14 protein-coding genes are annotated in these 19,749 nt (G+C 71.5%); 5 read left to right on the forward strand and 9 right to left on the reverse strand.

What is annotated here, in order from left to right; translation table 11 throughout:
• The first annotated feature begins 27 nt into the window (after positions 1 to 27).
• From KIK09_RS15220 to KIK09_RS15240, 5 genes are all read left to right on the forward strand, one after another.
• Complete coding sequence (locus KIK09_RS15220; protein ID WP_214319854.1) at positions 28 to 279, forward strand: hypothetical protein; 252 nt, start codon at positions 28 to 30, stop codon at positions 277 to 279.
• A 59-nt stretch (positions 280 to 338) separates the two neighbouring features.
• A complete protein-coding gene (locus KIK09_RS15225) occupies positions 339 to 1,190 on the forward strand; it encodes a helix-turn-helix domain-containing protein (protein WP_214319855.1) in 852 nt (283 codons plus the stop codon).
• A gap of 174 nt (positions 1,191 to 1,364) precedes the next feature.
• Positions 1,365 to 1,526 carry a hypothetical protein gene (locus KIK09_RS57680; RefSeq protein WP_250573189.1) on the forward strand — a complete coding sequence of 54 codons (162 nt, stop codon included), beginning with the start codon at positions 1,365 to 1,367 and terminating at the stop codon, positions 1,524 to 1,526.
• 193 nt (positions 1,527 to 1,719) lie between these two features.
• The gene (locus tag KIK09_RS15235) at positions 1,720 to 4,290 is read left to right on the forward strand and encodes a helix-turn-helix transcriptional regulator (protein ID WP_214319857.1); all 2,571 of its coding nucleotides are present in this window, start codon (positions 1,720 to 1,722) and stop codon (positions 4,288 to 4,290) included.
• Between the two features lie 6 nt (positions 4,291 to 4,296).
• Positions 4,297 to 6,858 (forward strand): helix-turn-helix transcriptional regulator, encoded by a 2,562-nt coding sequence (locus tag KIK09_RS15240; RefSeq protein WP_214319858.1) that lies wholly within the window; start codon positions 4,297 to 4,299, stop codon positions 6,856 to 6,858.
• Between the two features lie 58 nt (positions 6,859 to 6,916).
• Here KIK09_RS15240 and KIK09_RS15245 read toward each other — a convergent pair whose 3' ends face one another.
• From KIK09_RS15245 to KIK09_RS15285, 9 genes are all read right to left on the reverse strand, one after another.
• On the reverse strand, positions 6,917 to 7,864 hold the full coding sequence (locus KIK09_RS15245; protein WP_214319859.1) for an ABC transporter substrate-binding protein: 948 nt from the start codon (positions 7,862 to 7,864) through the stop codon (positions 6,917 to 6,919).
• A 13-nt stretch (positions 7,865 to 7,877) separates the two neighbouring features.
• Positions 7,878 to 8,837, reverse strand: a complete 960-nt coding sequence (locus KIK09_RS15250) for an ABC transporter permease (protein ID WP_214319860.1) — start codon at positions 8,835 to 8,837, stop codon at positions 7,878 to 7,880.
• Positions 8,834 to 9,589 carry an ATP-binding cassette domain-containing protein gene (locus tag KIK09_RS15255; RefSeq protein WP_214319861.1) on the reverse strand — a complete coding sequence of 252 codons (756 nt, stop codon included), beginning with the start codon at positions 9,587 to 9,589 and terminating at the stop codon, positions 8,834 to 8,836. The genes KIK09_RS15250 and KIK09_RS15255 overlap by 4 nt, the downstream gene beginning before the upstream one ends.
• A 317-nt stretch (positions 9,590 to 9,906) precedes the next feature.
• Entirely contained in the window at positions 9,907 to 13,164 is a 3,258-nt protein-coding gene (locus KIK09_RS15260; protein ID WP_250573190.1) for a GH92 family glycosyl hydrolase, read from the reverse strand.
• 175 nt (positions 13,165 to 13,339) lie between these two features.
• On the reverse strand, positions 13,340 to 15,211 hold the full coding sequence (locus tag KIK09_RS15265; protein ID WP_214319862.1) for an ArnT family glycosyltransferase: 1,872 nt from the start codon (positions 15,209 to 15,211) through the stop codon (positions 13,340 to 13,342).
• Positions 15,208 to 16,341, reverse strand: a complete 1,134-nt coding sequence (locus tag KIK09_RS15270; RefSeq protein ID WP_214319863.1) for a bifunctional glycosyltransferase family 2/GtrA family protein — start codon at positions 16,339 to 16,341, stop codon at positions 15,208 to 15,210. The genes KIK09_RS15265 and KIK09_RS15270 overlap by 4 nt, the downstream gene beginning before the upstream one ends.
• A gap of 24 nt (positions 16,342 to 16,365) precedes the next feature.
• Positions 16,366 to 17,751, reverse strand: a complete 1,386-nt coding sequence (locus tag KIK09_RS15275) for a sensor histidine kinase (RefSeq protein ID WP_308164106.1) — start codon at positions 17,749 to 17,751, stop codon at positions 16,366 to 16,368.
• A complete protein-coding gene (locus KIK09_RS15280; protein WP_214319864.1) occupies positions 17,748 to 18,443 on the reverse strand; it encodes a response regulator transcription factor in 696 nt (231 codons plus the stop codon). Before KIK09_RS15280 ends, KIK09_RS15275 begins: the two co-directional genes overlap by 4 nt.
• Before the next feature lie 45 nt (positions 18,444 to 18,488).
• Entirely contained in the window at positions 18,489 to 19,667 is a 1,179-nt protein-coding gene (locus KIK09_RS15285) for a cytochrome P450 (RefSeq protein WP_214319865.1), read from the reverse strand.
• Positions 19,668 to 19,749 lie beyond the last annotated feature (82 nt).

Below are 19,749 nucleotides of genomic sequence, written 5' to 3' on the forward strand. Positions count from 1 at the left end.
TGCTCTTGATCTCGGGGAAGGATCGTCATGCGCATGCGGTTCCTCGGCTCCACCTCGGAGGCGGGCGCCTGCCCCACCCTCTACGAGACCGACCGCGGCACCATCGTCGTCCAGGGGCTCACCGTCATCGATCCGGAGGCGCTCGCGGATCTGCGCGACGTGCTCGACGGGGAGTCCGCGGTGGAGGTTCCGCGCGAGTTGCTGACCGAGGTCGCCCGCCGGGTACTCCAGGCAAACGCTTTCCATATCACGGAATCGGCACCCGCAGCGACCGAATGATCACAATTGCGCGACTGGGCCTGGCATGATCCGCACGCACGGGATTAGCCTCTTGCGGCGTGACGTCGTTCCAGCAGGCACGCATCGACCTGGGCAGCCAGCTGCGCCAGTTGCGTGAGGCCGCTCACCTGTCAGGCAAGGACCTGGCCGAGCGGCTGCGCTGGCAGGCCTCCAAGGTCTCGCGCCTGGAGAACGCCCGCCAGACGGCGACCGAGGACGACGTGGTCGTGTGGGCGCAAGCCGTACGGGCCGCTCCAGATACGACGGACGACCTGATCAGGCAGGCGATCTCGCTGCTTGAGCGGCACGACGACTGGAAGCAGCGCCACCGCAGCGGGCTGGCGGCCATCCAGGAGGACATCCGCGACCTCGAGGCTCGCACCAAGCTGTTCCGCGTGTTCGAGCCGGGCATCGTGGTCGGGCTGCTACAGACCTCCGAGTACGCCCGCTACATCTTCCAGAAGGTCAAGCGGCTCTACAGCGCGCCCGACCAGATCGACGCGGCGGTCCGGGTGCGGATGCAGCGCCAGGAGATCCTCTACGACCGGGGGCGGACGTTCCGCTTCGTGGTGCCGGAGTCCGCGCTGCGCACCCGGCTCACGCCGGTCGACGTGATGCGCGGGCAGCTCGACCGGCTGCTGGCCGTCAGCACGCTGCCGAACGTGGAGTTCGGCGTGATCCCCTACGACAACGAGCTGCCGTCCGCGCCGATCAACGGCTTCTGGATCTACAACGAGGCCATGATCGGCGTGGCCACCCTGACCAAGGACCTGGTGCTGCGGGACCCCGACGACATCGCCTTCTACGTGCGGGCCTTCGACGACTTCTGCGAAGTCGCCGACTTCGGCCACGAGGGCAGAGCCCACATCATCCGCATTCTTCACGATTACGGGAAACAATCCTCACATTAATCGCCGCAATTGCTTGCCTCCCGGCGCAAGATCGTGCAATTCTGTCGCGAGACGTTGCGGAGGTGACGCATGATGTTGGATACCGCGCTCTGCCTCGAGCGGTTCGCGTGGTTCGCGGGGCGTCACGCAGACCTTTCGGTGCAAAGCCTCGCACTGGCCTGTGAGCCTGCCTACGTGGCGGTGCGCAACCGCTTCTCCAGCACGCTCACCGAGACCGTGACCTGCTCCGAAGAGGGGGTCTTCGTCACGTCCTGGGGATACCGGCTCGGCAGCACCGACGACGTCGAGGGCGCCGCCGCCCGCCTCGCCTTCCTCCTGGCCGCCCTCCCAGCCTGACCCCCTGGGGTTCAGAACGTGCGGCGGTATTTCCGTTTTGCCCCTTGTCTCCAAGCAAGGGCCAGTCTGCACTGAATTCGCCGTCGGCGTCGGCGAAATCCCCCTATCTTCGGGTGGCGAAAAAGGTTCGTATTGCGGTGAACCGTGGAGCCGAAGGGTACGTTTTGGGGGCGGGGGCCGGAACGGAGACGTTATGGGGGATCACCCTCTCACCGGCAGAACTCGCGAAGTCGCCGCACTCCAGCACGCCGTCGCGCTGGCGGCGCACGGCGCCACGGTGTTCGTGGATGTGCGGGGCGAACCGGGCATCGGCAAGACGAGCCTGCTGGACGAACTGGTCAGGATCGCGGCACGTCACGGGTTCGCCGTCCGGGCGGGCCGCGGGCAGGAAGTGGCGCGGCAGCGGCCGTTCGGGCCGTTCGCCGGGATGCCGTCGCTGCTGCCGACCGCGCTCATGGTGGAGCGCTACCGGCTGCACCGGGCGTTCGCGGCCGAGCTCGAGCGGGCCGCGGGCGAGCGCGGGCTGCTGCTGATCCTGGACGACCTGCACTGGGCCGACAGCGCCTCGTACGAGCTGCTCAGCCACCTGCTGCGCCACCCGCCCGAGGCGCCGCTCGTGATCGCCGCGGCCTACCGGCCGAGGCAGGCGCCCGCGTTGCTGCACGCGGCCCTGCAGAAGAGCCACGCCCGGCACATCAGGCTGGACGTCGGCCCGCTGAGCCGCGAGGCCGTGGCCGAGCTCGTCGGCGAGCGGGAGGCAGAACGCCGCCACGCCGAGAGCGGCGGGAACCCGTTCCATCTGTGGGCCGGGGTCCCGATGCAGGAGTTCGCGCAGCTCGACCGGCCGGCCGCGACCGTCGCGGCGGCGATCGCCGTGGGCGGTGACGGGCTGGATCCGCGCCAGGTCGCCCACCTGGCCGGGCTGCCGATCGAGGACACGCTGGCCGCGCTGGACACGCTGGCCGCCCGCGACCTGATCGGGCACGATCTCGCCTTCCGCCACCCGCTGCTGCGCCAGGCCGCCTACCGGCACGCCGATCCCGACTGGCTGGCGGGAGCGCACGCGCGGGCGGCCGAGTGGCTGCGCTCGCGCGGCGCGCCCGCGACCGAGCTGGCACACCATGTGGAACGCTCCGCGCGGCCGGGCGACGCGCGGGCCGCGGCGACGCTCATAGAGGCGGCCCAGCTGGCGCTGGCCGGCGCTCCGGCGAGCGCCACGCACTGGCTGGGGGCGGCGCTCAGGCTCATCCCCGACGGGGACGCCGATCCCGCGCTGCTGCACACGCTGGCCAGGGCCCTGCACGTGCAGGGCAGGATCGGGGAGAGCAGGCGGCTGCTGCGGCGGCTGGTTCCCGCGATGCCGTGGGGCGGCGAGCGCGGCTCGACCGTGTTCCTGTGCGTGACGCTGGACCAGATCGCCGGTGATCGCGGCGCCGCGACCGCGCTGCTGGAGTCCGAGCTGGCCGCGCCGCCCGAGCAGGAGGCGTACCTGGCCCGGGTGCGGCTGAACCTGGCGATGATCCACGCCGACTCCGGCGAAGCGGAACGGGCCGGCGCCTGGGCGGGGCTCGTCATCGGGTCGGGGCAGCGGCTGTACGAGGCGGGCGCGCACGCGGTGCTCGCGGTGGTCGCGGCCGAGCGGGCCTTCAGCGACGCGGTCTGGCACGCGCGCCACGCCACGGCGCTGGTGGACGGCCTGCTGGACGGCGAGCTGGCGGGAGCGCTCGAGGTGGCGATGTGGGCCGCGGAGGCCGCGCACGTGACCGAGTGCTTCCCCGACGCCATCAGGCATCTGACCAGGGCACTGCCGCTGGCCAGGTCGACGGGGCAGAACGTGTTCGCGCACGCCTTCCTGCTGCAGCTGGCCGGGTCCCAGTTCTGGACGGGCAGGCTGACCGAGGCCTGGCAGAGCGCGGTCGACGCGCTGGAGATCGCCGAGCTGCTGCAGAGCCCGGAGATGGTGTGCGTGACGCTGGCCAGGCAGTGCCAGATCGCGCTGGACCTGGGCGAGGTCGAGCTCGCCGTACGGCTGGGCGAGCGGGCGTGCGCGGAGGATCGGCATCGGCGGGCCATGTGCGCGGGGCTGCTGGCGATGGCACGGCTGGCGGCGGGCGACGCGGAGGGCGCGCTGCGCGATCTGCGGGCGGCGCTGCCCGGGATGGCGACGGCGCGGCTGCCGCACTGGTACGACGTGCTCGTCCAGGCCGAGCTGCGGCTCGGGCGGGTGGCGCAGGCCCGGCTGTGGGCCGATGAGGCGGCCGCGCTGAGCGTGCCTGCGGCCTACGGCTACGCGCGGCTGGCGGCGGCCAGGGTGCACGCGGCCGCGGGCGACCCGCGGCTCGCGGCGGCCGCGGCGGGCGAGGCGGCGACCAGGTTCGCGGAGACGGGAGTGCCGATGGTGGAGGCGCAGGCACGGCTGGTCGCCGGGAGCGCGCTGGCCGACCTGGGCGAGAGCACGGCGGCGCACCACGAGCTGAGCCGGGCGCGCGACCTGTTCACCGCCTGCGGCAGCCCCCACTGGCGCGACCAGGCCCGCGGCGAGTTGCGCCGGCTCGGCGCGCGGCGGCCCCGGCGGGCGACCGGCGAGGCGCTCACCGAACGCGAACGCGACATCGCGGTGCTCCTGCGGCAGGGGCTCAGCAACCGGCAGATCGCGGCCCGGCTGCGGGTGAGCACCCGGACCGTGGAGACGCATCTCGGCCGGATCTATCGCAAGCTGGGCGTGGCCAACCGGGCCGGGCTCGTCTCCAGGCTGGCCGGGTGAGGCGCGATGCTGATCGGACGCGAGCGGCAGCTCGCCTACGTGCGGCGTGCCCGGGTGGCGGTACTGGCGGGCGAGCCGGGGATCGGCAAGACGACGCTGCTGCGGGCGGCGTGCGAGCAGGCCGTGTGCGACGGATACACGGTCTTCCGCGGCGGCGGGTGCGCGGCCGAGCGGGGCGTGCCGTACGGGGTGTTCCTCGACGCGCTGCCCCAGGGGCGGCGCACCCCGTTGGACGCCGGGCGGCGGACGGGCATCGAGGAGGCGGCGGCCTGGCTGCGCCAGGTCCTGGCGGGGCGGACGCTGCTCGCCCTCGACGACCTGCACCTGGCCGACGATCCGTCCCTCGCGCTGCTCGACGACTTGTCGCGCGACCCGCCCTGCCGGCTCCTGCTGGTCCACCGCGACGGGGCGCTCCCCGGCGAGCGCCTGGACCTGGAGCCGCTGACCGTCGCCGACGCGCTCACCATGGGCTGCGACGCCGCGGCCCACGCGCGAGCTCTCGGCGTGCCCCTCTACCTGCGCATCCTCCACGACGGCGGCGACGCGCGCGCGGCCGTCGAGCCCGAACTGGCCACCCTGTCCCCTGTCGAACTGCGCGTCCTGCATGCGGCCGCGGTCGCCGGCGACCGTTTCGACGCCCCGTTGCTCGCCGAGATCGCCGACGTCCCCCTGCCCGCGACCCGCGCCGCCCTCACGACCCTCCTCCACGAGTCCCTGGTACGGCCGGCCCCCCGCGACCCGGCGTCCGGCGAGGAGGTGCTGGTTCACCGGCATCCCCTGGTGCGGGAAGCCCTGTACGACAGGTGCGGACCCGGGTGGCGGTTCGGCGCGCACGTGCGGGCGCTCGCCGTACTGGAAGAGCGGGGCGCGCCCGCGCACGTGCTGGCCCCGCACGTCGAGCGGACCGCCGCCGCGGGTGACATCCGGGCGGCCGCCATCCTGACCGAGGCCGCCGCCGACGCCGACCCCGCGCCGGCGGTGCGCCTGCTGGAGGCGGCCATCCGCATCGCGCCCGACCCCGCACGCGAGGTACGGCTGGCCGCGGGCCTGGCCGCCACCGGGCGCCTCCGTGAGGCCCGCGACCGCCTGCACCGCACGATCGGCGTCCTCCCCCCTGGCCCGCTGCGTGCCGAGGCCGTCGAAGGCTGCGCCATGGTGGAACGTCTCCTCGGCCGCCACGCCGAAGCCCTCGCCCTCCTGGCGGCGGAACCCGATCCCACCCTCCCCCTGCGCGTCGAGGCGGCCGTCGCCCACCTCATGGGCGACCTCCCCTGCACCCCCTGGCCCCTGGACGACGCCGCCCTCGCAGCGGCCCGCTCCCAGCCGGACCCCGGCCTGCTGGCCTCGGCCCTGGCCCTGCGCGCCCTGGACGACGCCGCCCACGCCACCATCACCTCCACCACCCTCGCCCACGCCGTGGAAGCCGCCGCCCTCCTCACCAGGGAGGGAGCCGGTTCCACGCGGGTGGGGGCGTGGTTATGGACCGGGGTCGCGGCGCTGGTGCTCGGACGGATGGACGACGCCGACGAGCTGCTACGACGCGCGGGAGAGCTCGCGCGGCGCACGGGGCAGCGGCACCTGGTCAGCCACATCCGGTACTTCGCCGGGCTGGCGGGGCTGCGGCTCGGACAGATGGAGGAGGCCGCGAGCGCGTTCGCCGAGGCGCTGGAGGCCGCGAGGGAGACAGGGAGCCCGGATCTGGTGTGCATCGCGCTGGCCGGGCGGGCGCAGGCGCTCGCCTGGAAGGGCGAGGCGGCGGCCGCCGCGGCCCTGGCGGAAGAGGCGGTCGAAGCGGCCAGGGGGCGCCGCAGCCTGCCCGCGTCGCTGGCCATCGGCATGGTCGCGCTGACCAGGCGGCTCATGGGCGACCCCGCGGGCTGCGCCGACCTCCTGATGGCCTGGGGAGGCGGTCCGGAACTGCCCGGCTTCTGCATGCTGCACCGGGTGGACTGGCTCACCGTACTGGCGGAAGCCCAGGCCGCGGCCGCCCGGTCAGGCGCCGCGGATACCGCCGGCGTACTGGGGCGGGCTGCTCAGGCCGAGACGGCGGCCGGGCAGGCGGTGCAGCTGGCCAGGCGGTCAGGGGTGGGGAGGCAGGTGGATCTGGCGGAGTTCGCCAGGGCCTGCGCGTTGAAGGGGGCGGCGCCGTGGTGGGCCGCCAGGGTCGCGGTGGAGGCGGCCGAGTCCTTCGAGCGGCGCGGGGACGTGCCGTATGCCGCGTGGGCGCGGATCCTGGCTGGGTCGGCGCTGGCCGACGCCGGCGAGGCGGGGACGGCGCGCAGGGAGCTGGAGTACGGCAGGGCCCTGGCCGCCGCGAGCGGCGCCAGGACGCTCATCGAGGCGGCGGCCAGGGAACTGCGCAGGACGGGCACGGCCGTGCCGCTCGACCCGAGAGAACTCCAGATCACCCACCTGGTCAGAGCCGGACTGACCAACAAGCAGATCGCCCACCGCCTCTACCTCAGCCCCCGCACCATCGAGGCGGCCCTGACCCGGATCTTCGCCAAGCTCGGCGTCTCCTCCCGGGCAGGCGTGGCGGCCGCCCTCACCACGCAACGCTCAGCCTGACCACTCGACGTGGCTCCGTGTCCGCGAGTCCCTCGACGAGGGACTCGCGGGCGATCGGTCAGCAGCCGGCCTTGTAGAGCACCTTCTGCACCTCCGGCTTGTCCACGTTGTCCTTGGTGACAATGGTGGCGTCGGTGGGGATCGACGGGGTGACCTGCTGCCCCTTGACCGCGTTGACGGCCTGCTCGACGCCCTTGGCGCCGATGTCGCCGGGCAGCTGGGCGATCAGCGCCTGGACGACACCGTCCTTGAGCTGCTTGACCTGGGCCGGGCCCGCGTCGAAGCCGACCATCTTGACCTGGCCGAGCTTGCCCGCCTGCTGCAGCGCGGTGCCCGCGCCGGTGGCGGAGTTGAGGTTGGTGGCGAAGACGCCCGCCAGGTCCGGGTCCTTGGCCAGGGCCGCGTTCACGATCCTGGAGGCCTCGCCCACGTCGTTGTGGGAGTACTGGACGCCCACGTAGGAGATGTTCGGGTGGCTGGCCTTGATCTCCTGCTCGAAGCCCTTGATGCGGGCGTCGACCGTGCTCACGCCGGGGTCGGTGGAGATGACCAGGGCCTTGCCCTTGTCGCCGATCTGCTCGGCCAGTGCCTTGGCGGCCGCCGCGCCGCCCTTCTCGTTGTCGGTGCTGATGCGCGACAGCCCGATCGACGGGTCGTCCACCACGGTGTCCACCAGGATGATCTTGATGCCCTGCTGTTTGGCCTGGGTGAGCGGCGCGATCATGGCCTTGACGTCGGTGGGGGCGATGAGCATGGCGTCCGGCTTGCTCGCGGTCACCGAGTTCACGATCGGCGTCTGCAGTGTCGGGTCGAACTTCTGCGGCCCCTGCACGTCGAGCTGGACGCCCAGTTCCTTGGCCTTGGCCTTGGCGCCGCAGGCCATCGTCTCGTAGAACTCCTCGCCCGCCAGCCCCTGGACCAGCGTGACCTTGATCTGGCCACTGCCGCCGCCGGAACAGGCGGCGAGAAACAGCAGCAGCGTTCCGGCTGCCAGAGCCTTGCGCATGTGTGGTGCCTCCTCATCGTTCGCGTCTGCTGCGCTGCCGCTGGTCGGCGTAGACGGCGGCGACGAGCACGGCGCCGACCACGACCTGCTGCCAGAACGGCTTGACCCCGAGGATCTGGAACCCGTTCTGCAGCACCGCCGGGATGAACACGCCGATGACGGTGCCCACCACGGTTCCCACGCCGCCGAACAGGGACGTGCCGCCGATCACGACGGCGGCGATGGCCTGCAGGTTGTCGGTGGAGTGCGCGGATACGCCGGTGATGCCGTACTTGGCCAGCGACAGGTATCCCGCGAACCCGGCCAGCAGCCCCGCCAGGCCGTACACCTTGATCAGGTGGGTACTGACGGCCACGCCGCTGCGGCGGGCCGCCTCGGCGTTGGAGCCGATCGCGTAGGTGTGGCGGCCGAAGCGGGTGCGGGCGAGCGCGACGCCGAGCACGGCGGTGACCGCCCCGCAGATCCACACGATCTGCGGCACGCCCAGCCAGCGGTCCAGCCCCAGGCCGAGGTTGAGGTCGCTGGGCGCGCGCAGGTCGACGCCGCCGGTCAGCAGCAGCGCGCCGCCTAGCGACATGCCGAGCGTGCCCAGCGTCACGATCAGCGCGGGTATCCGGCCGCGCGCGACCAGCACGCCGTTCAGCAGTCCCCAGGCCAGCCCGGTCAGTACGGCTGCCGCCGCGCCGAGCAGCAGGGACCCGGTGGCGTCCATGACCTCGGTGGCCGCCACCGCGGAGAAGACGAGCACGCCGCCGACGGACAGGTCGATGCCCGCCGTGATGATCACATACGTCATGCCGGTGGCGAGCAGCGACAAGATGGCGGCGTCGCTGACCAGGTTGAGCAGGTTGAACGCGGTGGCGAAGCTGCCCGGCCTGAGCGCCGAGAAGACCACCAGCAGGATGAGGAGCACGAGCCCGATCCACACCACCTGGAGGTCGCGTAACCGGGCTTGGGGCTGGAGCACCTTCACGTGCCGTTCTCCTGTTCCCGTGCTCCGGTCATGGCGGCGACCAGGTCTTCCATCGACGCGTCCGCGGTGGCGAAGCGGGCCACCCGGCGTCCGAGCCGCAGCACCTCGACCCGGTCGGAGACCGCCTTGACGTCCTGCATGTTGTGGCTGATGAGCACGACCGCCACGCCCGCGTCGCGGACGCCGCGGATCAGGTCGAGCACCCGCTGGGTCTGCAGCACGCCGAGCGCGGCGGTGGGCTCGTCCATGAACACGACCCGCTCCGCCCAGGTCACCGCCCGTGCCACGGCCACGCCCTGGCGCTGCCCGCCGGACAGGGTCGAGACGGGGGCGCTCTGGGACTTCAGCTGGACGCCCAGCCGCTCGCAGGCCTCGCGGGTGCGGCTGCGCATGACAGCGTTGTCCAGGAAGCCGAGCGCGCCGAGGATGCCCGGCTTGAGCACCTCGCGGCCGAGGAAGAAGTTGGCGGCCGGGGTCAGGTCGGCGCAGAGCGCCAGGTCCTGGTAGACGGTCTCGATGCCGGCCTCGCGCGCCTCCTCCACCGAGCCGAACGACACCGGCCTGCCGTCCAGGAGGATCTCGCCCGCGTCCGGCTGTTCGACCCCCGACATGATCTTCGCGAGCGTGGACTTGCCCGCCCCGTTGTCGCCGATCAGGGCCACGACCTCGCCGGACGGCAGCGAGAAGTCGGCGCCTCGCAACGCCTCGACGTGTCCGTAGCTCTTCACGATCCCGCGGGCTTCGAGGAGCATAGATCCATCAAGAGTCCCAATGACATCGTTGTCAACCCAGTGTCTCTCTTCTCTGCGTGAATGAGACCTCTGATGTACGGCGGGCCGCCGCCACCGGCCGCCCGCCGCACGGAGGTCGGCGCCCTGTGTGGTGGGAGGCCGGAGACCTGGGTGCCCGGAGCACGCGACGTCGTAGCGGCGGTGCATGCGCGTCGCCGGAGGAGCGTCTTCCTGGACAGGGCCCGGCCGGAGTGCGGCGGGTGGCGGTGGGGCGGCCTCGCCGTACAGGAGCAAGATCTCGCCGCACAGAGGGCGGACCTCTGTGCGGCGAGGTGTTCTCAGATGAGGCTCCAGGCGAAGAGGTGGGCCGTGGCGCGGCCGGTGGGGGCGGCCAGGGTCAGGGATTTGAGTTGTTTGGTGGAGTCGAGCTGGATCGGGGCCGTGGCGAAGATGTAGACGTTGATCTCCTGTTTGCCGCCGCCCGCGTCGAGCCGGTACGGGGTCTTGGCGATGATCTCGTTGCCGAAGCGGGGCGGGTAGGCGTCGCGCGCCAGCGCCCAGTCGCTGAGGCCGAGGGTGGCGTCCTGGGTCGTCCCGTCCGTGTAGGTGATGGTGACCTTGGTCTGGATGTCGCCGCTGCCCCCGGCGCCGAGGAAGGCGAGGGACTTGGCGGCCGTCGGGGCGAGTTCGATGGTCTGGCCGTTGGCCTGGACGTTGTCCCACTCGCCGGGTTTGCGGTCGGGCCAGGTGAAGGTGTGGCCCTTCCAGGTGACGCTCGCGCCGGGCTTGAGTCCGGCCGCGGCGAGGGCCTGGGCGGAGTAGCTCCAGCCGCCGCCGTCGAAGTTCGCCAGCCCCGCCTCGGCGTCGTCACCGACGCCGGAGTTGTTCTGGTACCACTGGATGGTCCCCTTCTTGGCGACGTTGAGCCGGATGCCCGCGGTGACGCCGGAGACCTCGAACGGTACGGAGACGAACCCGGTGGCCGCGTCGGCCGCCACCGACACCGTGACCTGGACCTTGCCGAGGCCGTAGTCGGGCACGTCGACCGTCCCGGTCGCCGGGGTGACGGTGATGCCGGTCGGCGGCTTGGCGGTCCACTGGAGCGTGCCGCCCTTGCCGACCGCCTGGACGCTGAGCGTGGCGGTGACCGATCCGCCCGGCTCGACAGGGGCGCCGCCGGGGTCGAGGCTGACCAGGTACGGCTTCTGGCCTGCCTGGAAGCTGGGCGGGGGCTCCTTGCCGAACTCGGTGTTCGGCTGGGCGCCCATGGTGAGGTCGAGCCTGCCCGCGAAGCCCTCGAGCAACCACGCCTTCGAGGTCGCGGCGCCGTTGACGGTCAAGGTCTGGATGTATCGGTTGGTGTCGGAGGCACCGGGGGCGTTGATGGTGATGGTCTTGCCGTTGGACCTGGTGACGGTGATCTTCTCGAAGGCCGGGCTGTTGAGGATGAGCTCCGCCCTGCCGGGGATCGCCGGATAGATGCCCATCGAGGCCCAGACGTACCAGGCGCCCATCGTGCCGAGGTCGTCGTTGCCGGTCAGGCCGTCCGGGGTGGGCTTGAACAGCTCCTTGCGTGCCCGGGCCACGATGTCCTGGGTCTTGTAGGCTCGCCCGGCGTAGGCGTACAGCCACGGTGACAGCAGCGAGGGCTCGTTGCCCAGGTAGGCGTAGGGCTTGTTGGGGCCCGCGTTCAGCTCGGTGAAGAACGTGTCGAGCCTGGCCACCGCCTTGTCGTCGCCGCCCATCGCGTCGAACAGGCCGCGCGGGTTGAACGGCACCAGCCAGTGGTACTGGGCGCCGTTCCCCTCGACATACCAGCTGGGGCTGGCCGGGTCGAAGTTCGGCAGGAACGAGCCGTCGCCGAAGCGGGGCTGGATCCAGCCGTTGGCCGGGTTGAACGTGGACTGCCACGCCTGGGCGCGCTTCATGAACTCGTCCCTGGTGGCGGTGTCGCCGAGGCGCTCGGCCAGTTGCGCGATGCCGAAGTCGGCTATGCCGTACTCGAGCGTGGTCGAAGGGTCGGCGGGCACGTAGCCGTTCCTCAGGTAGGCGGCGTTGCCCGGGCGCTCGGTGTAGCCGGTGCCGGGGTCCTCGCCGACGCGTTTGGCTCCCTTGACCATGGCGGCCAGGGCGGCCTTGGCGTCGAAGTCGCGGGCGCCCATGGCGTACACGCTGGCGATGATGGAGTGGTACGGGTCGCCGTTCATCACACCGGTGATGGTGTTCTGGTGCGACCAGCGGTCCCAGACGTCGCCGATCTGGTGCGCGTCGTCGTACATGGACTGGGCGATGTCACTGGCCACGTCCGGGGCGAGCAGCGCGATGAGCTGCATCTCGCTGCGGTAGACGTCCCAGCCGGAGAACGTGGCGTACTGGTGGTGGCCCCTGCGCACCTGGTGGGTGCGGTAGTCGAAGCCCGTGTAGGTCCCGTCCACGTCGTCGAACACGTACGGCTGCAGCAGCGCGTGGTACAGGCTGCTGTAGAAGGTGCGCATGCGCGTCTCGTCGCCGCCGGTGACCTGGATCTGGCCGAACCGGGCGTTCCACGCGGCGCGGGCGTCGGTGGCCACGCGGTCGTAGCCCTTCGAGCCGACCTCGCCGGCCAGGTTCTTCTTGGCGCCGTCGAGGCTGACGTAGGACAGGCCGGTGCGCATCTGCACCGCGGTGCCGCCGTCGAACTGCAGGTAGACGCCGGAGCCCGGGCCCTTGACGATCACGTCCCGGGTGGGCGCCGACAGGGCGTTGCTCTGCGGCGCCAGCGAGGGTTCCGTGGCGGGTCTGCCGTCCTTGCCCGGCGGGGTCGGGGCGTTGACCAGGCCGTGCGTCTTGACCGAGGGCGCGACCTTGGCATCGGACCTCCCCGTGACCTGGGCGTCCCCGGGGGCGACCGAGTCGTTCTTCCACGTGCCGTACGCCCGGATCGGGCGGTCGAAGGTGGCGTGGAAGTAGACGTAGTACTTGTTCTCGGTGCCGCAGAAGCCGCCGGTCCTGGCCCAGCCGCTGACGGTGTTGCCGCTGATCTTCGCCTCGGCGTCGTCCACGCCGTTGACCGAGCCGGTGACGTTGAGCAGCAGCGTCAGCGGTTTGCCCGTTGGCCCGGTGAAGCGACCCACGCCGGCTCGGGCCGTGGCCGTGGTCTCCGCCTTGACAGCGCTGTCCAGCGTGACCGCGTAGCGGCCGGGAGAGGTGCTCTCGTTCTCGTGCTTGAAGGTCTGGACGTAGTCCTCGCCGTGGGTGGCCGGCGAGCGGCCGATCGTGCCGGAGATCGGGATGACGGGGAAGTCCTCGGCGCCCTGGCAGCCGGGGCCCGAGATGTGCGTGAGCGACAGCCCGCGCAGCCGGTTGTCCTCGTACTTGTAGCCGCCGCCTGAGCCGCGCACCGTGTCAGGGCTCCACTGCATCATGCCGAACGGCACGGCCGCGCCGGGGAAGTTCATCCCGGCTCCACCGCCATGCCCGAAGTCGGGGCCACCGTCCTGGGTGCCCATGAACGTGTTGACATATCCGGCCAAGTCGGGTGCTGCCTTGGCCTGGACAGGAGTGGGGATCACGAGGGCGGCCGCGGTCAGCACCGCTAACCCGGGTAAACGTGACAAGGCTCCTCCGTGAGGGGCTCGCGTTGAAGCAGGCCCGCCCTGTCCGCGGTCGGCGGGCCCGTAAGGGTAGACAACGTTGTCATCCGCGATTGAACGACCACTTGCACGCCGTGTCAAGGTCACAGTCACCGCCGGGCCGGGCGTACCTCTCGTTCCCCGCCCGGCCGGCGGCGGGTCAGCCCGCGCAGTCGTAGAGGCCGTCCTGGCCCTGTACGGCGGTGCAGTTGGCCTTGACCCAGTCGGTCACCTCGGTGTTGCCGCGTCCGGGTCCGCCGCGGTCGTCGCCGGTGAGGACGTAGCGCAGTTCGCCGTTCCCGACGAGCTGCTTCAGCCTGGTCACGGTCATGGCGGGGTCGCTGCCCGTGAAGCCGCCCATCGCGATGACCGGCTGTCCGGTGCTCAGAATGATCGAGGAGGCCTGCTGGGCGCTGCTGACCGCGACCAGCCAGGTCGCTCCCCCTCTGTGCGCCTTCAGGTAGGAGACCGTCGACTCGCTCACCTGCCCGCCTGGCCCGCCCATGCGCCCGCGGAATCGCCCCGTCGCGGACTGCCCCTCAGGAGGCTGACTGGGGAAGGAGGCCGTGACACCGGGTGGGGGCTGGCCGCGGAAGCCGCCGGGCCCGCCGAAGCCCATCCTGTCCGTCACCGGCCCCGCCAGCGGGTTAGTGCCGTTGACCTGGGAGGACAGGGGCGTGACCGCGTAGGCGGCCGGTCCCGCGAGCCCGGCGACCAGCGTCGCGACCAGCGCGCCGAGTGCCATCGCCCGCCACCGCACCCGCGCCAGGACGAGCCCGAGCACCGCCACGACGGTCGCCGCCAGGACCACCCACGCCAGCCACGGCACGAACTCGGGCGTACGGCGGAGCACCGCGAACGACCAGGCGCCGGTGACGACAACCCCGACGGGCAGCACCCACGCCCAGGCCCGCGACTCCCGGTAGGCCTGCCACATCATGACCCCGCCCATCCCGGTGATCGCCGCCACGGCCGGTGCCATCGCGGTCGTGTAGTACGGATGGAAGGTCCCGCTGGAGAAGCTGAACACCACGAAGTGGACGACCAGCCACCCACCCCACACCAGCCACGCGGGGGCCGACGTCCGGCGGGACCGCAGCCAGGTGACGAAGGCGAAGACCAGGGACAGCGCGCAGAACGGCAGCAGCCAGGAGATCTGCCCGGCCATGGTGTCGTTGAACAGCCGCCCGGCCCCCGACTCCCCGCCGAAGGACGCGCCACCACCGCCGCCACCGAACCCGCCCTGGCCGAAGATCCGGCCGAGCCCGTTGTACCCGATCACGAGGTCCCACACGGAGTTGTCCGTCGACCCGCCGATGTACGGCCGGGACGACGCCGGCCACAGGTCGGCGATCACCATCCACCACGCGCTCGAGGCGACCAGCACCGCCCCGGCCGCGAGCAGGTGCCCCACGCGGCGCCAGAGCGAGGTCCTGGCGCAGACCAGGTACGCCAGGGCGAAGGCGGGCACCACGAGGTAGGCCTGCAGCATCTTGGTGTTGAACGCCAGCCCGACGGACAGCGCCGACAGCGGCAGCCACCGCAGCCGCCCGGTCCGCAACGACTCCAGGCAGAGCCAGGCCGCCAGCACCAGCAGGAACACCAGGAGCGTGTCCGGGTTGTTGTCGCGGTTGATGGCGACCGTGATGGGCGTCAACGTCATCACGACCGCCGCGGTCAACGCCGCCGCCTCGGCCCGCCGTACACCGAGATATTCGCAGGTGTTGCGCCGGACGGCCGAGTAGACCAGCCCCACCGCGGCGACGCCCGCCAGGGCCTGCGGGAGCAGCATGCTCCACGTCGAGAAGCCGAAGATCCGCGCCGACAGCCCCATCACCATCAGCGCGAGCGGCGGCTTGTCCACGGTGATGAACGAGCCCGAGTCGAGCGCGCCGAAGAACCAGGCCTTCCAGCTCTGCGTCCCCGACAGGATCGCGGCCGCGTAGTACTCGTTGGCGTATCCGGACAGCGCCCAGGTGTACAGCACGGCCGCGGCCGCGAGGACACCCCACAACGACAGACGCCTGGTCATCGGGACACCCTCCGCTTGGGGTTGAACACCCACACGCGCAGCAGCAGGAAGCGCACCAGCGTGGCAAGCGCGTTGGCCACCACGACCGCCACCAGTTCCACCTTGTGCGGCACGCCGTCGGGCAGCATCGCCAGCCCGCCGGTGGTCAGCACGAGCCCGACCAGGAAGGCGATCAGGCCCTCGACCTGGTGCCGCATCGCCCCGGCCGCGCCGGTGACGCCGAAGGTGAAGCGCCGGTTGGCGGCGGTGTTGGCCACGGCGGTGGTCAGCAGCGCGATGGCGTTGGCCACGAGCACCGGCAGCACGTTCGACAGGGAGGAGAACAGCAGCAGGTAGGCCACGGTGCTGATCACGCCGACGGCGGCGAAGCGGGGCAACTGCTTGGCCATGCCGCGCGGCAGCTGCTGAGGAGAGCCGCTGAAGGCGACCCGCGCCATGCCGCGCAGGTCGTCCAGCGCGGTGCGCAGGATGTCGACCCGGCTGTCCGGGTCGTCGGTCCAGTCGACGGGCACCTCGTGGATGCGCAGGCCGTGCCGTTCGGCCAGGAGCAGCAGCTCGGTGTCGAAGAACCACTGCTCGTCCTCGACAGCGGGCAGCAGCCCCTGGGCGACCTCGGTCCGCAGCGCCTTGAACCCGCACTGCGCGTCGGAGAAGCGGGCTCCCAGCAGCGACCTCAGCAGCAGGTTGTACGAGCGCGAGATGAACTCCCGCTTCGGCCCGCGCACCACCCGGGCCGTGCGGGCCAGCCGGGTGCCGATAGCCAGGTCGCTGTGTCCCGACAGCAGCGGCGCGACCAGGGGCAGGAAGGCGTCCAGGTCGGTGGACAGGTCGACGTCCATGTAGCTGACGACGTCCGCCTCGCTGGCCGACCAGACGGCCCGCAGCGCCCGTCCGCGCCCCTTGCTCTCCAGATGTACGGCGCGCACCTGCGGAAGCTCCCGCGCCAGCTCGGTGGCCTGGCTCCAGGTGTCGTCGGTGCTGGCGTTGTCCGCGATCGTGATGCGGAAGCCGTAGGGGAAGGTGCGGGTGAGGTAGCCGTGCAGCCGCCTGATGCTCGGGCCCAGCGCGCGCTGCTCGTTGTGGACCGGGACGACCACCTCGACCAGGCGCGTCCTGATAGCTGTTTCCATGACACCACGGTCACGGAGTGAGCTTTAACCCGACTTAGCCGATTCTGAATGGGGGGTTAGATTTCCCGGCAGCTTGATCGTCGCCACGACGCCGCCGCCTGGGGCGTTGTCCAGCCGGACCTCGCCGCCCGCCTCCGCCACGGCCTGCGCCACGATCGCCAGCCCGAGCCCCGACCCGGGCAGCCCGCGCGCGGACGGCGAGCGCCAGAACCGTTCGAAGACGTGCGGCAGCTCCTCCTCCGGGATCCCGGGACCGTGGTCGCGCACGGTCACCACGCCCTCGCGCAGCCGCACCTCGACCTCGCCGCCCGGGCCGAACTTGGCCGCGTTTTCGATGAGGTTCAGTACGGCACGCTCCAACGAGACGGCGTTGCCCACCACGAACCAGGGGCTGAGATCCGTGGTCACCCGGGCGCCGCGCAGCTCGGCCCGCCCGACGGCGGCCTTGACCACGTCGTGCAGCGCCAGCTCGACGTGCGGCTCGTGGTCGGTGTCGCCGCGAGCAAGCTGGAGCAGGTCGCCGACCAGCGAGCTGAGCTCGGCGAACTGCGCCTTGACGTTGACCAGCAGGCGTTCCTTGGCGCCAGGGTCGAGCTGCCTGCCGGTCTGCTCGCTGCGCAGCAGCAGGTCGATGTTGGTGCGCAGGGTGGTCAGCGGGGTGCGCAGCTCGTGCCCGGCGTCGGCGACGAGCTGCCGCTGGCGGTCGCGCGAGCCGGCGAGCGACGCGGTCATCGCGTTGAACGACTGGCTGAGGCGGGCGATCTCGTCCTCGCCCTCGACGGGGATGCGCGTGTCGAGGTCCTCGGTGTGCGCGATGTGCTCGACGGCCTTGGTGAGCCGGCCCACGGGCCGCAGCGCCGTACGCGAGACGACGAGGCCGGCCCAGGCGGCGAGCAGCACACCGCCGGCCGCCACCCCGGCGAGCAGGACGGCCAGGTTGCGCATCGAGCTGTTCAGCTCGTGCAGCGGCCTGCCGACCATGACGGAGACGTCGGGGAAGACGTTGGCGACCATGATGCGCATGGGACGGCCGTCGTCGTCCTCACCGTCGTAGAAGTCCCTGTAGTCGCGCGGTCCCTGGGCGGCCGCCTTGGCCTTTTCCGACACCTTCATGCCCACGCTGCCCATGACGCAGCGGCTTTTGTCGGGATAAACGATCTGGACGGCCTCGCGCAGCGGCGGGCCGTGCTGCCACCACTCATCGGACGTCGGGTTCGGCGAGCAGTGGCCCTGCACATATCGCACCTGGTCCGGTGGCGGCTTCGACTCCCACAGCGAGTCGTTGATCTGCCAGGACAGCTGACGGTAGACCAGGTACCAGCACCCCACCGCGCTGACCGCCACCGCGATCGCGACCGCGGCGGCCACCAGCAGCGTGAGGCGGGTGCGGAGGCTGCGGGACTTCTTCACGGGGCGGCTCGCAGCACATACCCCACCCCGCGCACGGTGTGGATGAGCCGCGTCTCCCCTGCCGCCTCGAGCTTGCGCCGCAGGTACATCACGTACACGTCGAGCGAGTTGGACGTGGGCTCGAAGTCGAAGCCCCACACCTCGCCCAGGATCTGCTCCCTGGTCAGCACCTGGCGCGGGTGGGTGAGGAAGAGCTCGAGCAGCAGGTACTCGGTCCGCGTCAGGTCCACGTGCCGGGAGCCGCGGGTGACCTCGCGGGTGGCCGGGTCCATGTGCAGGTCGTCGTAGGCGAGCGCGGTCTCGTCGGCCTGGCCGGACAGGGCCCCGCGGCGCAGCAGCGCGCGCACGCGGGCCAGCAGCTCGTCCAGCTCGAACGGCTTGACCAGGTAGTCGTCCGCCCCGGCGTCCAGCCCCGAGACCCGGTCGCCGACGGCGTCGCGGGCGGTGAGCATGAGGACGGGCACGTTGTTGCCCGACTGCCGCAGCCGCCGGCACGCGGTGAGCCCGTCCAGGCGCGGCATCATCACATCCAGCAGGACGCCGTCGTACGGCTCGCGCGTCAGCGCTTCCAGCGCCGCCTGACCGTCGTTGGCGGTGACGACCTTGTAGCCCTCGAACTCCAGGCTCGACTGCAGCGCCTCGCGCAGCGCGGGTTCGTCGTCCACCACCAGCAGGCGGGCAGGCTCACTCATGCCTACACGCTAGGGCCCCATTCTGAGAACTCGGTGAAGGCGCACTTAGAAGGTCACAGGCAGGGCTTTCAGCCCGAAGATGGCACTGTCGTATTTGAACGACAGCTCCTCATCTGCCTGCTCCACGCCCAGTCCGGGGATGCGCTCGAACAGGGTCCGGTAGGCGATCTCCAGCTCCGCCCTGGCCAGGTTCTGCCCGAGGCACTGGTGCACGCCGTACCCGAAGGCCACGTGGTGGCGGGCGCCGCGCTCGACGTCGAGCTCGTCGGGCCGCTCGAAGACGCGCTCGTCGCGGTTGGCGGAGGCGCCGAGCACGTAGATGCCCTCGCCCTTCTTGACGTGCTGACCGCCGATCTCCTGGTCCTCGGTGGCGACCCGGTCGAAGGCCACCCAGTCGACGATGGAGTGGTAGCGCAGCAGTTCCTCGACGGCCATCGGCCAGAGGTCGGGGTTCTCGCGCAGCCGGGCCAGTTGTCCAGGCCGGCGCAGCAGGCTGAGCGCGCCGAGCGGGATCATGTTGGCGGTCGTCTCGTGCCCGGCCACCAGCAGCAGGAACGCCGTGCCGACGATCTCGTCGTGGGTCAGCTGCCCGCCCTTGTACAGCCGCCCGATCAGGTCGTCGCCGGGATCGCGGGTGAACAGGTCGTCGAGGTACTGCCTGATCTCGAAGGCCGCCTGGAACCCCTCCCCCGACAGCAGCGCGCGCGTCCTGGACTGGAAGAACTCCCTGTCCTCGTACGGCACGCCGAGCAGCTGGCAGATGACCAGCGACGGCACGGCCAGCCCGAAGTCCTCGACCAGGTCGGCCGGCGAGCCCTTGGCCAGCATGGCGTCGATCATCCCGTCGACGACCTCCTGGATGCCGGGCCGCATGTCCCTGACGCGCCTGACGCTGAACTCGGGGATGAGCAGCTTGCGGAAGCGCGTGTGCTCGGGCGGGTCGAGGTCGATGAACTGCCCGACGGAGAACTTCCGCATCGCCTCCAGTTCCTCGGGGCTGGGCGGCTCCGGGCTCAGCGCGCCGTTCGGGTGGCCGGGCGTGGCCGGGTTCGTGCTGATCCCTTCGCCACGCAGCACCTGCTGCGCCTCGGCGTGCCGGGTGACGAGCCAGACCTCGCCGCCCGGCAGGCTCGCCCGCACCAGCGGCGCCTCTTCCCGGTAGTCGCGGTACTCATCCGGCGGAGCGAACGGGCACGTGCGCTGGACGGGGAAGGAATGAGCCATAGTCTTGCTCCCTACTAGCCGGATCGCATTGCTTACTTACGCGAAAGTAAGCATTGTGACCCGAGGATGTCAAGCACGAGGA

It is taken from the genome of Nonomuraea sediminis (assembly GCF_018531495.1).
Lineage (GTDB): Bacteria > Actinomycetota > Actinomycetes > Streptosporangiales > Streptosporangiaceae > Nonomuraea > Nonomuraea sediminis.

What these genes read in the sequence shown, in the direction of transcription:
- KIK09_RS15280 (WP_214319864.1), bottom strand. Translation starts at nt 18,443, where the DNA reads ATGAGTGAGCCTGCCCGCCTGCTGGTGGTGGACGACGAACCCGCGCTG.
- KIK09_RS15245 (WP_214319859.1), bottom strand. Translation starts at nt 7,864, where the DNA reads ATGCGCAAGGCTCTGGCAGCCGGAACGCTGCTGCTGTTTCTCGCCGCC.
- KIK09_RS15270 (WP_214319863.1), bottom strand. Translation starts at nt 16,341, where the DNA reads ATGGAAACAGCTATCAGGACGCGCCTGGTCGAGGTGGTCGTCCCGGTC.
- KIK09_RS15235 (WP_214319857.1), top strand. Translation starts at nt 1,720, where the DNA reads ATGGGGGATCACCCTCTCACCGGCAGAACTCGCGAAGTCGCCGCACTC.
- KIK09_RS15220 (WP_214319854.1), top strand. Translation starts at nt 28, where the DNA reads ATGCGCATGCGGTTCCTCGGCTCCACCTCGGAGGCGGGCGCCTGCCCC.
- KIK09_RS15285 (WP_214319865.1), bottom strand. Translation starts at nt 19,667, where the DNA reads ATGGCTCATTCCTTCCCCGTCCAGCGCACGTGCCCGTTCGCTCCGCCG.
- KIK09_RS15240 (WP_214319858.1), top strand. Translation starts at nt 4,297, where the DNA reads ATGCTGATCGGACGCGAGCGGCAGCTCGCCTACGTGCGGCGTGCCCGG.
- KIK09_RS15255 (WP_214319861.1), bottom strand. Translation starts at nt 9,589, where the DNA reads ATGCTCCTCGAAGCCCGCGGGATCGTGAAGAGCTACGGACACGTCGAG.
- KIK09_RS15265 (WP_214319862.1), bottom strand. Translation starts at nt 15,211, where the DNA reads ATGACCAGGCGTCTGTCGTTGTGGGGTGTCCTCGCGGCCGCGGCCGTG.